Source organism: Mesorhizobium sp. M6A.T.Ce.TU.002.03.1.1, assembly GCF_003997275.1.
Lineage (GTDB): Bacteria > Pseudomonadota > Alphaproteobacteria > Rhizobiales > Rhizobiaceae > Mesorhizobium > Mesorhizobium mediterraneum.
In genome coordinates this window covers 59,919-73,981 of the sequence record NZ_RZTI01000017.1, presented here as the reverse complement: position 1 = coordinate 73,981, position 14,063 = coordinate 59,919, and the positions used below count along the sequence as shown (strand labels likewise).

6 protein-coding genes and 7 pseudogenes are annotated in these 14,063 nt (G+C 57.4%); 11 read left to right on the top strand and 2 right to left on the bottom strand.

Annotated features, from left to right (window positions below; all coding sequences use genetic code 11):
- The 4 genes from EOC93_RS08260 to EOC93_RS08240 all read left to right on the top strand — a co-directional run.
- Positions 1-453: fumarate hydratase C-terminal domain-containing protein (locus tag EOC93_RS08260; protein WP_206532223.1), on the top strand; the 453-nt coding region annotated here is incomplete at its 5' end.
- Positions 454-953: 500 nt separating this feature from the next.
- Positions 954-1,451: an Lrp/AsnC family transcriptional regulator gene (locus tag EOC93_RS08255; RefSeq protein ID WP_127204329.1), complete on the top strand. Its 498-nt coding sequence runs from the start codon at positions 954-956 to the stop codon at positions 1,449-1,451.
- Positions 1,452-2,863: 1,412 nt separating this feature from the next.
- A complete protein-coding gene (locus EOC93_RS08245) occupies positions 2,864-3,724 on the top strand; it encodes a DUF4231 domain-containing protein (RefSeq protein WP_127204328.1) in 861 nt (286 codons plus the stop codon).
- A 9-nt stretch (positions 3,725-3,733) separates the two neighbouring features.
- On the top strand, positions 3,734-4,240 hold the full coding sequence (locus EOC93_RS08240) for a TIR domain-containing protein (RefSeq protein ID WP_127204327.1): 507 nt from the start codon (positions 3,734-3,736) through the stop codon (positions 4,238-4,240).
- 404 nt (positions 4,241-4,644) lie between these two features.
- Here the strand turns inward: EOC93_RS08240 and EOC93_RS08235 are convergent.
- A pseudogene (locus EOC93_RS08235) lies at positions 4,645-4,731 on the bottom strand (transposase); the annotation flags it as partial.
- Between the two features lie 477 nt (positions 4,732-5,208).
- Between EOC93_RS08235 and EOC93_RS08230 the strand changes: the two are divergent.
- The 5 pseudogenes from EOC93_RS08230 to EOC93_RS08205 form a co-directional block, all read left to right on the top strand.
- Positions 5,209-5,840, top strand: a pseudogene (locus tag EOC93_RS08230) (aminotransferase class III-fold pyridoxal phosphate-dependent enzyme); the annotation flags it as partial.
- Positions 5,819-6,176 (top strand): annotated as a pseudogene (locus EOC93_RS35330) (tyrosine-type recombinase/integrase); the annotation flags it as partial. The pseudogenes EOC93_RS08230 and EOC93_RS35330, both read left to right, overlap by 22 nt.
- A gap of 12 nt (positions 6,177-6,188) precedes the next feature.
- Positions 6,189-7,370 (top strand): annotated as a pseudogene (locus EOC93_RS08220) (IS91 family transposase).
- Positions 7,371-7,782: 412 nt separating this feature from the next.
- A pseudogene (locus EOC93_RS08215) lies at positions 7,783-8,519 on the top strand (IS630 family transposase); the annotation flags it as partial.
- Positions 8,520-9,202: 683 nt separating this feature from the next.
- Positions 9,203-10,385, top strand: a pseudogene (locus EOC93_RS08205) (M20 aminoacylase family protein).
- A gap of 62 nt (positions 10,386-10,447) precedes the next feature.
- Here the strand turns inward: EOC93_RS08205 and EOC93_RS08200 are convergent.
- Complete coding sequence (locus tag EOC93_RS08200) at positions 10,448-10,813, bottom strand: hypothetical protein (protein WP_127204326.1); 366 nt, start codon at positions 10,811-10,813, stop codon at positions 10,448-10,450.
- A 297-nt stretch (positions 10,814-11,110) separates the two neighbouring features.
- Here EOC93_RS08200 and EOC93_RS08195 point away from each other — a divergent pair.
- Positions 11,111-12,345 (top strand): annotated as a pseudogene (locus tag EOC93_RS08195) (acetyl-CoA carboxylase biotin carboxylase subunit family protein).
- A 744-nt stretch (positions 12,346-13,089) separates the two neighbouring features.
- Entirely contained in the window at positions 13,090-13,797 is a 708-nt protein-coding gene (locus EOC93_RS08190; protein WP_127204325.1) for a class I SAM-dependent methyltransferase, read from the top strand.
- Positions 13,798-14,063 lie beyond the last annotated feature (266 nt).

Sequence of the window (14,063 nt, the reverse complement as noted above, 5' to 3'; positions counted from 1 at the left end):
GGCAAGCCGCTTCCAGTCGATCTGCGGGGACGCGTGATCTACTACGTCGGTCCCGTCAGGGCAGTGAGGAATGAGGTCGTTGGACCCGCCGGTCCAACAACCTCCAGCCGCTTCGACGATTTTACGGACAAGGTGCTCGCCGAAACCGGCCTTTTCGCGATGGTGGGCAAAGCGGAGAGGGGACCGGCGGCCATCGCATCGATTGTAAGACACAAAACGCCCTATCTTGCTGCAGTGGGTGGCGCCGCGTACCTGATTTCAAAGTCGATTAAGGCGGCGCGGATTGTCGCCTTTGAAGACCTGGGCATGGAAGCCATCTATGAATTCGATGTGCAGGACATGCCCGTCATCATGGCTGTCGATGTTGAGGGAAACTCCATTCACAATTCCGGGCCTCTTGAGTGGCGTAAGCGTATGGCGGCCGACAGCATCGCACGAAACATCGGTGTTTGAGTCTTTCCGGTTGGGCGATCTCGGCCAGACCCGAGCGCCAAATTGTCGGGCAAGCCGTAAGACGAGCGGCATTTGCTGTGCCCTGCCCCCTCGGTGAGCCGGCAAGCAAGGCCTTCAATTCACCCCCAATGGCTGAATGTGCCAGTGAATACTGCATTGAGTAATGCCGTCCACGCGATCGAGGCTCGAATGCAGTCGCGCGTCTATCAAGTACGGCAGCGAGATTCAAGAAAATGGGTTATCTATCTATCGGGAGGTCTCCGCCGCCGACTATCCATCTCCAGCTGCATCATTGCCCCGTTAGGCGTCGGGGCGATAGCCAAATTACTTCTGCAGCTTTACGCAGCGGATCGCTCTCCCTCAGCTGATTTTCGTACCCATTCTGGCACATCTCGGGCCTGGAACGGATGCCTTCCAATACTACCTTCGGTCGTTCCAATTGATGATAGAATTGATCGGCACACAACGCGCTGTCGATCGCTGCTTGAGAGCAACAGGTTATGAAGTCGAAACCCGATCCCGTGCAACTCGACAGTTGGGACGTCCGGATTCTCTCCGAAATTCAGGCAGACGGTCGGATTTCAAAAAGTGAGCTTGCAAAACGAGTTCATCTTTCGGCGTCCGCCTGTTCGGAGCGGCTCCGAGCACTCAAGGCCGCAGGGATTATTGAGGGATTTTATGCGCGACTGAGTCCTGCCCTCATCGGCGGCATGATCTTTGTGATGGTGGAGGTCGTGCTGGATCGTCATCGTCTTGAGGACCAACGACTCTTCGAAACTGCAATCCAAGAGATTCCGGAAATCCTGGACTGCTGGGCAATTGGGGGGCGCGTGGATTATCTGATGCGGGTCGCATCTCGTTCTATGGCCGCCTATCAGGATTTCATGGAGGGACTGCTGCAGGCAGGCTTGGGGATTGATCAATACTATAGCCTTGTCGTCACGAAACCAGTGAAGTCCAATTCACCGATACCTTTGTCCGCCCTGAGGCAACGGTGAAACCGAAAGTTTACGTTTCAACGGCGTTTGGCACGGATCCCGTAGATTCGTCGGCAAAAGGCATCCATTCCGACGAAACTCAAGGGACATTTGCGGTATACTAATTGCTGGAAAAGGTGGCCGAGCGCTATCCGCCAGTTGATGGCGAGGAAGGACGATGCGCTTGAGCAATCTGGGACCGATCATTCCAGGAGACGGATCGAAGCAGCCATCGGACGCACTTGGCCAGCACGGTTGCGGCGAGAAGCCAAACCGGATCGTGCCTGGTGGAGGAGGCGTCCATATCTAAGATGCGAAGTGCCGAAAAATGCCTCTACCGCTACTTCAAGGGGGGAACTTTCGCCCTGGATTGGCGATCAGTGGCGATTGAGCTTAGTCGCGGTCAGCGCATCCGTGTGGGGCCGAAATCTACAGCGAGGGTTTGGCAAGCCGACGGGTAGCGGGAGTGCAAGCTGGCCCGCTCGGCCTTGGCGACCAACCCGGCCCTCGACGCCTGCGGACATTCGGAGATCGCTCCATCGCGTTTTTACGTCGTAAGTTCGTTTCCTGATCGAGATGAGGAGATCGTCTGTCCCTGTTTGACATTGGTGGTCTCCGCAGCCTTCTAAGCGAGGAGCATCGCTGTGCCGGGGTCGCGTAGGTGGGTGACAAGGCCGGTCACTCCTGTCAGCCGACGTGGTCTTTGAGAAGGTGGAGGTTGCGCTACCGGCTGGAGAGCATGGTGCCAGTTTTCACAAGACAAGGGTCGCTTAATCGAATGGGCGTCAAGTTCATAGATTGCGAACAGATCATGGGGGGATTTGAATAGTGCTACTGACCGAGGCAGAGCTGAAAAGAGTTGCGAATGCCAGTCGAGGACATAGAGCCGCATCGATCGTTCTAAAGGAAGAGATGGCCGCAGCTACAGCCAGATCGTCATTCGACGTTTTTCTGTCACATTCTTTCAAGGACGCAGAGATCGTTCTCGGTGTGAAGCGAATTTTCGAGGAGCTTGGGTTCACTGCTTACGTAGATTGGATCGAAGATCCACAACTGGACCGCACAAAGGTCTCCTCGGCCACTGCCGAGTTGCTGCGGACCCGTATGAGGCAGTCAAAGACGCTAATCTATGTGCATTCAAACAATTCTCCAGGATCCAGATGGATGCCTTGGGAGCTTGGCTTTTTCGATGGGTTTCGGACCGCGGTAGCGGTTCTGCCCGTGGCAAAAAAATCTTCGGAAACATTCTCCGGGCAAGAATTTTTGGGCCTATACCCTTACATTGATGGGACAGGACCTGCATTCCTGTTTATGAACAGAGGGACCGCGCCTCGCTCAAGAATAGGCTCTGTAAGCTCGACTGCTAACCTCACGTTTGCCAAATCTTGGCTTAAAGAATTTACCGCCACAAAGTAGACTGGTGTGCTTCAAAAATGAAATATCCTGGACTCTATAATAGCGCCGACGTAGCATCCAACGAGCAGCAGGCGACGTTTCTCCGCCTGATCCGGGCAGAGTACGTTCTTCTTTTTTTAGCGTCGGTGCTCTCTTTGGACTTGTCGCCATCAAAAGCCTATTTCGGTGTCTATGCTGCGGTATTTCTTTGCTCAATGGGAGTCCTCATTTTCCGGTCGGTCACAAAGCCCGAGCAGGTCTGGTATCAGGCTCGAGCTCTGGCAGAGTCGGTGAAGACATTGACTTGGCGCTTCGCGATGCGAGCACAGCCGTTCGATGACGCGCGCGCGGCTGACGCCAGAGCTGATTTTCGAAAGCTCATGGAAGGTATCCTTGATAGCAATCGTCACCTTGGTAGCGCGTTGAGCGGCACCGATTCAGCATCGCCCCAAACAACGGACGAGATGATGTCGATAAGGGACTCCCCGCTAAAAGAACGAAAAGACCTATATCTGCAGAGACGAATCTGCGACCAACGGAAGTGGTACGAGAAGAAGGCGCGCTCGAACAAGAGATCCGCGAAAGTCTGGATGGGCCTTGGTATTTTTGCATACGCTCTGGGATTCTCGTTCATCGTAGTACGCATCGCTGACCCCGCGATGCCAGGCTGGCCGACCGAGCCGCTAATTGTCATCGCCGCCTCGCTTATCGGGTGGACCCAGATCAAGAAATTTAACGAATTGGCATCGGCTTACACGTTGACAGCTCACGAGATCGGATTGACTGCCGACCTTATTACGGACGCCAACTCGGATGAGGCATTCTCCGCCGCGGTGAACGAAGCCGAACTGGCTTTCTCACGGGAGCACACCCAGTGGGTTGCTCGTCAAAACAACTAAGAGACAACAATGGCATACAGCGATCAGACCTATGTAATATTTGACGGCGATGAAGACGCTTGGGCATACCGCTTTATGAAAGGATGGAATGCCAGCGAGAATGTGAGTTTTGAATTCGCGAACGCTCACGATCTGGACAATATGACGAGCCGAGCACAGGACGAAGATTATGTTAAACGCAATCTTCGCAACAGAATGAATGGATCGAGCCAGGTACTTGTCCTGATCGGTGAGAAAACGAAAAACCTTTTTCGCTTCGTGCGCTGGGAAATGGAATTGGCCCTTGATCTAGGTCTGCCGATAATCGCAGCAAACCTTAACGGCTCGCGACAACAAGATGCGCGCTGTCCGCCTATCATTAGGGACGAATGTGTTGTGAACGTGCCGTTCAAGATGAAGGCCATCAAGCACGCGCTTGCCCATTGGCCTAACGAATTTCATCGGCTTTCAAACGCTCAGCGTGCCAATGGCGCCAGGAGCTATGGCGAAAGCACCTATCGGGATCTCGGCTTATAATCGCCCACCTAAAGTACTTAGCCGCAGGACGTCCTCGCCATCCACTGGCGGCGACTAACCTTGTCAGCGTTCACCGGCGCGTTCCGAGCTTGCCGAGCCGCTGATAATCCGTGGAGACGTCCCAAGGGTGCAGGTCATGAGCGCAACCACTAGGAGGAGCCCTGCTCGAAGCATCAGATCGAGTGATCACGTCGGGCGAGAGGGCGCTGGTTTCGAGAGGAAAGAGCGGCTGCTCGAGGTTTGAGGCTTGAGCCAGCGTTTCAAGACTGCACGATCGGCCAGCATTGATGGAGGCAGCTTTTCAGGCCGCGCAAAGAGTTCTGTCGGTTCGCTCGCGTCCTGCGAGCCGCAGCTCGGCTCGCCCTGCGCAGCAATCACGAATTGCGATCGCAAGAGCCTGTGCCGCGGCACAGATCGGCAACCGATACCCCGGCCTCATGTTCCTTCAAAATTCCGATGATCTGCTCTTCAGAGAAGCGGCTGCGTTTCATGTCCTGGTCCTCTCGATGGGCCAGAACGAACTTCAAACCGGATTAGATCAGAGGGGCAAGGTCAGGCAAGACCGATCCGGACCATCAGAATGTAAGGGATGACCGGCAGTTCGGCGGAACATGGCCGGCGGCGCTCTATCGTGCCTCGCGCGGCCGGCGGGAACAGCATCCCGAGCGCTATTCATCCTTCAATATCGCCCGCTAATCGGGCACTATGCTGGGCGCATGCGCGTCGTAAGCTGTTCGTGTTTGCAGGACGCGCCCTGACGTCGCAAAATCAGTGAGATCCAATTCAACGCTCCCTCGGCCAAGGCGAAGGTGGCGCCTTAGTTTTCACGGCAATTCTGGCCGATCCCGCGAATTCCGCGGCGAATAACCTGCATTCCCGAGAAACTCGAGAGACGTTTCCGGTATGCTATTTGCTAAACAGGTGGCTGGCGGAGTGCCCTACGCCAATTTATCGCGATGAGAGGGACGATGCGCTTGAGCAATCTGGGAACCAAGCAACTCCGGGAGAAGGATAGAAGCTTCGTCTTCCATCCTTCTACGATCTGGCCAAGCACAGCCGAGGCGAAACGCCAAATAGGATTATGGCCGGTGCGGAAGGCGTCTATATCTGGGACACCGAAGGCCGAAGGAGCCTCGACGGTTTCGGAGGGCTCTACTGCGTCAATATGGGATATGGATGCACGGAGATCGCCGAGGCCATTGCCAGGCAAGCACACGAATTGCCGTTCGCGCACGTCTATGCCAGCCAAGGTACGGAGCCGGTCGCCCTGTTGGCAGAGGCCGTGGTCGAGTATTTCGGTCAGAACATGCGAAGGGTCTATTTCGGCCTCTCCGATTCCGATGCCAACGAAACCAACATCAAGCTGGTCTTGTACTACAATAACATTCTTGGCCGGCCCGAAAAGAAAAAGATCATCTCGCGAAATCGCGGCTATCACGGGTCTGGATTGGTCACGGGTAGCCTAACTGGCCTTCCCTTCTTTCACAATTTCTTCGACCTGCCTCTGGATTTGGTGCGCCATACAACCACGCCGCACTATTACCGCCAGGCGCGTATCGAGGAGAGTGAGGAAGCGTTCTCCCGGCGCAGCTTCTGCGCATCCTGCGGGTCTACTGGCGGCTGGCGAAGCCGCAGGGCTGGCTGTTTCCGGGCCGGGATGCAAACGACCCATCGACGTTCAGGTATTGTACTCGGCCTGCCGGTCGGCGCGTGCGGCCGCGGGCATCGACAAGCGTGTGACGGTCCACACCGCTCAGGCACAGCTTCGCCCACGCACTTGCTGGAGAACGGCACCGACATTCGCATTATCCAGATGCTGCTTGGTCACAACAATCTGTCCTCGACGGCCCGCTACACCAACGTCTCGAACGGCCTCATCCGGCGCACGACAAGCCCGCTCGACCGGTTGAACATCGAAGTCGTGCCGCCGGGCTGATCGGTTCCGCGCATTTCGGCGAGACTGGAGGTGGCGGATATCTTCCGCCGCCATGGCGAGGCGTATCGGCAGGCTCATGACGGTCATCTCGGACGCGTCGAGCGCCGTACGATGAGCGCCATCGAGTTGTGCCGGACCGCCGAACTGGGCGGCCATGTCGAGGGCTGCCGGTCCTGCGGGGCGATCCGCGTGGCCTACAATTCCTGTCGCAACCGGCATTGCCCCAAGTGCCAGGGAAAGGCCTGCCGGGAATGGCTCGCCGCGCGGCAGGACGAGCTTATGCCGGTTCCCTACTTCCACGTGGTGTTCACGCTGCCCGCCAAGATCGCCGCGATCGCCTTCCAGAACAAGGCGGCGGTCTACACGATCCTGTTCAAGGCGGTCGCCGAGACGCTGCGCACCATCGCCGCAGATCCCAGACATCTCGGGGCGCCGGGATCGGTCTCATCGCGGTGCTGCACAGCTGGGTCCAGAACCTCACCTATCACCCCACCTCCATTGCATCGTCCCGGGCGGCGGCATCTCCCTCGATGGACGGCGTTGGGTCGCCTGCCGGCCGGGGTAATTCCTGCCCGTGTCGCGCCTGTTCCGCCGTCTCTTTCTGGAGGAACTCCGAGCAGCCTATGATGAGGGTCGGCTGGGCTTCTTCGGCGATCTCGCCTACCTGGCAAAGCCTGATGCCTTCGTCTGCCCGGCTCGCCGAGGCCCGTCGCCGTCAATGGGTCGTCTACGCCAAGCCGCCCTTCGGCGGGCCGAAGCAGGTGCTGGCCTCTCGGCCGCTACACCCATCGCGTCGCCATCGCCAATTCCCGACTGATCAGCACGGCCGGCGATCGGGTCGCGTTCCGCTGGCGGGACTATCGCCATCGCGGCAAGACGAAGATCATGACGCTCGACGCGCACGAGTTCATCCGTCGCTTTCTCCTGCACACACTGCCCGACGGTTTCCATCGCATCCGCCACTACGGCTTCCTCGCCAACGGTAATCGCGCCGCCAAGCTCGACCTGTGCCACAGGCTGCTGGCCGGTTCGCAGCAGAACGAGCCCGAACCGGATGCCGAAAGCGCCGCTATCGCCGCCGAGCGCCTTGCTATGGCGCATCGCTGCCCCTGCTGCGGAGAGCCAATGATCACGCTCGCCATCTGGCGGTGCGGCCAGGCAACACCGCGCCCCTTCTGGAGCGACACCTCATGACCACGCTGGGTGCGTCCACATCACCCGGTACGGTACCCGTCGCCATGCGCGCCGGCACCCCGATCCTTGTCCCGCCACAAAGCCGCAAGCAGACAGCCCGGCGATAGAAGGCACTGCAGCCTATCCGACGGCTCGCACCACCACAGTTCCGCCTTCCACCGTGCAGTCCTTCGCTATGGCCGCATCGTGAACGCTCTTCATCAGCATGGCGAAGATGATCCCGACCGCTCCTCCAGGCTACAATCCCCATAGCGCCAGATCGTCCCGCGGCTTCGTTCACTCCGGCTTGCAATGAGGTCCGAAGACTAGCGGGTGTGCTCCGTTGAGCATGCGGACCTCACAGAAGCCTCCAGATTCCCAAATCAGCTGGAATTTGATTCAACATGCTGGCTGGGGATGGAGGCCAGCATGGATGGGCAAGCCTTGTTCGATGGATCTGCGCGAGCGGGTTGTAAGTGCGGTTCAGCAGGAGGGCCTGTCGCTGCGGCAGGCGGCGCGTTTTGGGAGTCGACATCAGCACGGTCATCCGGTGGGTTCGCCGGCTGCGGGAAACGGGCATGGTGGAGCCCGGCAAGATGTGCCCGATGTAGCGCGTCGGCGGGCGCAGTGGAAGGCCCATCAGGGCCGGATCACCGCCTCCCGCCTGGTCTTCATCGACGAGACCTGGACCAAGACCAACATGGCTCCGCTCCGGGGCTGGGCGCCGCGCGGCCAGCGCCTGAAAGCCAAGGTGCCGCATCGACGCTGGAAGACTATGGCCTTCTTGGCTGCCCTGCGCCACGATCGCATCGACGCCCATGGCTCATCGACGGGCCGATCAATGGCGAGCGCTTCCGCCTCAATGTCGAGAAGGTGCTCCTGCCCACCCTCAAGCCGGGCGACACCGTCGCCATCGACAATCTCGGCTCGCACAAGGGCAAGGCCGTCCGGCACGCCATCCGCAAAGCCGGCGCCAAGCTGTTCTTCCTGCCCAAATACTCGCCGGACCTGAATCCAATCGAGCTGCTCTTCGCCAAGCTCAAGCACCTGCTGCGAAAGGCCGCCAGACGCACCGCCGACGCCGTCTGCAGCGCCATCGGCCAAATCCTCGACACCGTCACATCAAAGGAATGCGCCAACTACTTCACCGAGGCCGGCTATGCCCCATCATCACGCTCTAGGCGCTTCGGTGACGAGGTTCCCGTCTCCGCCAGGACGGTCCCTGCTTGCGCAGGCTCCGCGGTGACGGCCTGCTGTCCCAGGGGCACCGGATCCTGAGCACAGACCATGACCAGACGTCGACAGTCCCTTCGGCGGGCAGGGTGTGGAGGACTCGGCGCGTCCATTCCTGGCGGCCGGGAGTGAACATCTCGAAACGCGATACGAGATTGACGAGGTAAGAGATAATGAGCTTCCCGTCATTCCAGAAGAATGACTGCAGGGAGCGCCTTTCCCCTGGTTGAAACAGGGTCTCAAAACGGCGTCCGCCGGCGAGGAAAGAGGAAAGCGAGATGACGATCAGCGCGTCGGCGGGATGGGTAGTGCCTCCCACCGTCCAGGGCTTGCGCGGCCTTACCGCCAGCCAGTCGCCGAAGACCTGCTGCGACGCGTCGCGAGGAAGATCGATCTGCCTCCTCGGCCCGCTCCTATCGCCGATCCAGCTGATCTTCTCGAAGAAGGCCCGTTTCTCAATAAACCAAAGGCGCTCGCTGTGGCCGGTGCGGTCCCGAATGACCAGATACGCATGACTGGCGTGAAACCATCTCACTCCCAGATGACTACGATACATGAACTGGATTTGACCTAAAGCCGATCGCTGGTTCATCCTTAAGTGAATCGATGCACAATGGACCATGACAGTTGGAGAATTCCAGACGAGCAGCGTAGAAACTTTCCGAGAATTGCAGGCCGAGGTAACTGAGTGGCGCCGCTACCTCCATCGACATCCCGAACTCGGTTATCAGCTACACAACACAGCGAGGTTCGTAACCGAGAACTAGCTTCGTTCGGTATAAATCACATAGAAACGGGCATAGCTGAAACTGGGATCGTTGCTTTAATCCAAGGCGAAGGCGGGGACGGGCCGACGATTGGGCTCAGGGCCGATATGGATGCCCTTCCGATTCTCGAAGCATCGAACAAACCCTGGTCGTCGACACTACCGGGGAAGATGCATGCATGCGGCCATGATGGTCACACGGCCATGCTGCTAGGAGCAGCTAAGCACCTTGCAAGTACGCGCAACTTCAAGGGTACCGTTGCTCTGATCTTTCAGCCCGCGGAAGAAGATGGAATGGGTGGCCAAAGGATGGTCCAGGAAGGGATCATGGACCGCTTCGGCATCTCCCAGGTTTTTGGTCTGCACTGTGCGCCAGATTTGGCGGTGGGCAAGTTCAGCACTCGCTATGGTCCACTGTTGGCCGCGCTCGATGAGTTTGACGTAGTCCTTAAAGGCAGGGGTGGCCATCCAAGCGAGCCTCATAAATGCGTCGATCCCATTGTCATTGCAGCGCAGATCGTCCTCGGCCTTCAGACTTTGGTCTCTCGGAGCACAGACGCGCTTGAGTCACTCGTCATCTCCGTCACCAAACTAAACGCCGGAACCGCGTACAACATCATTCCCGATCGCGTTGAATTGGCCGGCACCGTCCGGGCTTTTGCGCCTCACCTGCGGGACTTCGCGGAACAACATATACGCGCATCCGCCAAAGGCATCGCGCGAGGATTTGGCGGGGATATTGACTCAAATACCGGCGATTTGAGCCCGTCACCATCAACTCCATCTGCGAGACCAATCTAGCGCTCAAAGCAGCACGCATTCTGGTTGGCCCTGAGGCCGTGGACGACAAGTTGCCAGCCAACATGGGATCGGAGGATTTTTCTTACATGCTGGAGGCACGGCCAGGCTCTTACGTTTTCCTGGGTAATGGATCAACCGCTACCTGGCATCACCCGGAATTTGATTTCAATGACGAAGCCATACCCTATGGCGTCGGATTCTGGGTTAAGGTGGTGGAGACCGCTCTGGCTGCCTGAAATTAGCGCACGGCGGCACCAAACTATGGACACTGAGACCATCGTCGACGAGGTCTGTATCATCACTTCCTTTTTTGGGCAGCAGAACCGCCCATCCGGCTATGGCGGAGCCGGCTGAGTGGCCGCAAACAAGGCAAGGCTCTCATCGGCATCATCCCGGCCGCGAACATGAGTGCCAGTCGCATCTGGTGGACTGCTTTTGACCAGAGGCGCTTTAGGATAACCGGCAGAAAGATTCCGGAACGGGTCCGGTCATATTCGATCTCGATCAGTAAACCGGCCTGGTCGAGACTCAGGATTGAAGAGCGCAACGCTCGGACGGCTTCGCGCTGGACGTGAGAAGCCCGCCTTCCTGGATCGCGGGCGAGGCAACTGCACCCTACTTCCACAGCTCGCTTCGGCAAGTTTTGTGCCGCATTCAACTTCATGCTCATCGCCTGCTGCTTTATGCGAGCCGCGGCGTTCGATGGAGCAGACTTGGCGGGGTGGTGCAATTGCAGGCGGGATGATCCACTAAAACAATAGTCAAACCCGTGCTTTTGTTACGCTCCGTGCACAGCGCCGGTAAACTGTTGCAACAGATCCTTCAAAGAATTTCGCAGAATCTTTGCGACCGCAGAACGTTGACAATGGTACTTCTGCCTCAAGGTCCAGGACGGCTAAGAAAACTGATGCCTGTTTGCGCTCGGGCCGCCGCACAGCACGCACGTCGGAGTCAAAAATCAATGGCAAGAAAAGCGCTCATCCTGATAGAAGGTCATAGGGGTAATGGTCCGCTCCACGTCCAGGCGGCTCAGGGTCTTGGCCTTCATCCAATTACCCTTGCGGCAGATCCGGGTCAGTATGAATATCTTGCGGCGGAAAGCATTGAGGCAATCCGTGTCGATACAGACAATCTCGATGCGCTGATCCGCGAATGTTCCCGGCTAGGTGCCACCTACGACATTGCTGGCATTACAGGCTTTGCGGGCGACGACGAGTCCGTCTCTGCGACAGTTGGCAAACTCTGCCGGTATTTTGATCTACCGGGACCGAACCCCGCATCGATTGAACGATGCTGCGACAAATTTACTCAACGTAAGCTCCTCGCGGAGGCTGGCGTTTCAGTACCTGCTTATCGCGTGGCAGCGAATGAAACAGATGTAAAATGCGCTGCCGCGGAGATCGGCCTACCCGTGATTCTTAAGCCAGCTGTAGGCAGCGGCAGTATGGGCGTCAGATTGTGTAGAAACGTCCATGGGTTAACCGAACATATGACCTATCTTTTGGCCGGACAGCACGCGTGGCGCTCTTCGCCAAAGATACTGGTCAAAGAATTCGTACATGGACCACACTATACCGTTGAAATAATGGGAAACGAGATGATTGGAGTTGGCATTCTTGACTTCGGACCCCATCCCAATTTTGTGTATCGTCAGTTCACCTATCCAGCCATGCTGACTGATAACCAGCATGGTAATATTGCCGATGTTTCGCGTAGCTGTTTGCGAGCTCTAGGCCTTGGCTGGGGTCCAACGAACATCGAACTCAGGTGGACGAACCGTGGTCCAGTCGTCATTGAAGTTAATCCCCGTCTTCCTGGTTCGCCCACTCCTGAACTGGTTCAGCTGGCTTACGGCGTCGATGTAGTTACCGAGCACATCAAACTTGTGAGCGGTGCAAAGTGGAATTTGCGCAGAAGCCGTTCGGAAACTGCGGCCGCGCGGTTCCTAGTTCCTGATCGTGATGGCACCCTCGAGTGGATCGATGGCGACGTTCGAGCGGCTGGTGTGCCTGGCGTGGCGGAGGTCAAATTGTATATTGAACCTAAGACGCTAATCGTCAGGAAAGGCGATTACCGAGACTGTATCGGGCACTTCATTGCTGTCTCAAATACTCGTACTCAGACCGAGACCATACTTCAGCGTGCTGCCGACTTAGTGATTGGTCGCTCACACCGTTTCCTAATCTTAGCGAATAGGAGCAATTTGCCGCTACATTGGGGGTATCGGCCAGTGCGGGACCGGCGAGCCGCCGACCTAGAAACGATTGGGCGCTGCTAAGGCGAAAGGGCGAGCTGTGCCGCCGCAATCTGCCTACACCGGTGGTGCGGCCGACTATTCCGGCCGGCGTCACCGTCTTCGAGTGTTCAATGGCCATCGCTGGATACCGGCAAGACCATAATAAATGTAGCGTTCGCTCCCGATGTTTCGATTGCTCACACGATATCCCACGAGTGGCCGGCGGGTTCTGCTACTGTTGGAAACAGAATTGTTAACGTGGATACCTCGCGCAATGTGCCCATGTAAGTTCCAGAATACCTCAGCGGCACTAGTAAGTATGGAAATGTTGTGTGCAACACATATTAGAATTACGACGATGAGTAGTATATATCTTTTAAAAATCACCTTTTTGCCCCGGCATACCTCTGGTACAACCGCCCTTGAGAATTCGAGATCGATTTTTCTAATGACCATCTTGGGAGTGTCGGTGATTTTCTAAAAAAACGTCGGTTCGGGATCGGCATCAGCCAGGTTAGGAACTGCTGACCAATCCGGCGGACAGATAAGCCGAGAGGCCTATAGAGGGGGTACTGATTGCCTTGAGTCTAAACGTAAGGTTCCAAGCTTTGAAAAATGGCGAGGAATAGTTCGTGGTTCAGCCGCGGCCATTGCGCGCCCATAAACAGTGCCGCACCCATCTGCCCTTACACGGAGAAACTGATATGAACACTCGGGATCAGCAGACAGTACCGGAGCAAGCCGCGCGGGAGCGCATGAAGGCATCCCATGCTCTCGATGGGGACGCCACTCGCTTGGCCCACTTATATCGCGGGTGGGCGAGTGCCTTTGATCTGGACCAGCGGCGCGTCGGGTACTGTGGCCCGATGATCGTGGCGGAACTGGCAGGCGCCGTGCAGACGGCATATTTGGCGGGGCAGCGAAATGCCGTTACGATCCTGGACGCTGGCTGCGGCACAGGGCTCGTTGGCGTGGAACTGGAACGCCTCGGCTTCAAGTTGATCGACGGTTTCGATCTCTCCGAAGAGATGGCCGAGAAGGCCCGGCAAACCGGTGTCTACCGCCATGCCCAAGGCAATGTCGACCTTAACGGCCGGCTCTCCAATTATTCCAGTGCGACCTATGACCTGACCGTCTGCTGCGGCGTCCTCACGCTCGGACACGTCAGACCGGATGGATTGCACGAACTGGCTCGTGTCACCCGCCCGAACGGCTTCGTTATTGCAAGCACCCGCAAGAGCTATGCGGACACGACGTACTTCGAAGACCAGGTGCGGCATATGCAGGATGAGGGCGTCCTTATATTGGCACAGTGTCTACGGGACGGCAGATATGTCGCCGAGGAGGACGCGCACTACTGGGTATTCCAGGTGCCCGGGAAAATCAGCCCCCCGGAGGACGAGCGGCCATGAGCTCTTTGCCGCACAATCTCGCCGATGAGGCAAACGATGCAAGGTGAGGAGCGCAAGGGGTGATGATGCTCAGCGCAAAAGTTTTCGATCCGCACTGCCCGTATGCGGGCATAGATCACTAAGCAGACCGCCGGAGATACCCGCCAAGCCTCATTACTTTACAGGGCAATCGATATTATGACGCAATCCAACAAAGTGGTTATCGTTACTGGCGCGACCTCGGGGATAGGCGAGGCCGTCGCAGAGGCCTTTGCCGCGACAGGGGC

What these genes read in the sequence shown, in the direction of transcription:
- EOC93_RS08200 (WP_127204326.1), bottom strand. Translation starts at nt 10,813, where the DNA reads ATGAAGTTGAATGCGGCACAAAACTTGCCGAAGCGAGCTGTGGAAGTA.
- EOC93_RS08240 (WP_127204327.1), top strand. Translation starts at nt 3,734, where the DNA reads ATGGCATACAGCGATCAGACCTATGTAATATTTGACGGCGATGAAGAC.
- EOC93_RS08190 (WP_127204325.1), top strand. Translation starts at nt 13,090, where the DNA reads ATGAACACTCGGGATCAGCAGACAGTACCGGAGCAAGCCGCGCGGGAG.
- EOC93_RS08255 (WP_127204329.1), top strand. Translation starts at nt 954, where the DNA reads ATGAAGTCGAAACCCGATCCCGTGCAACTCGACAGTTGGGACGTCCGG.
- EOC93_RS08245 (WP_127204328.1), top strand. Translation starts at nt 2,864, where the DNA reads ATGAAATATCCTGGACTCTATAATAGCGCCGACGTAGCATCCAACGAG.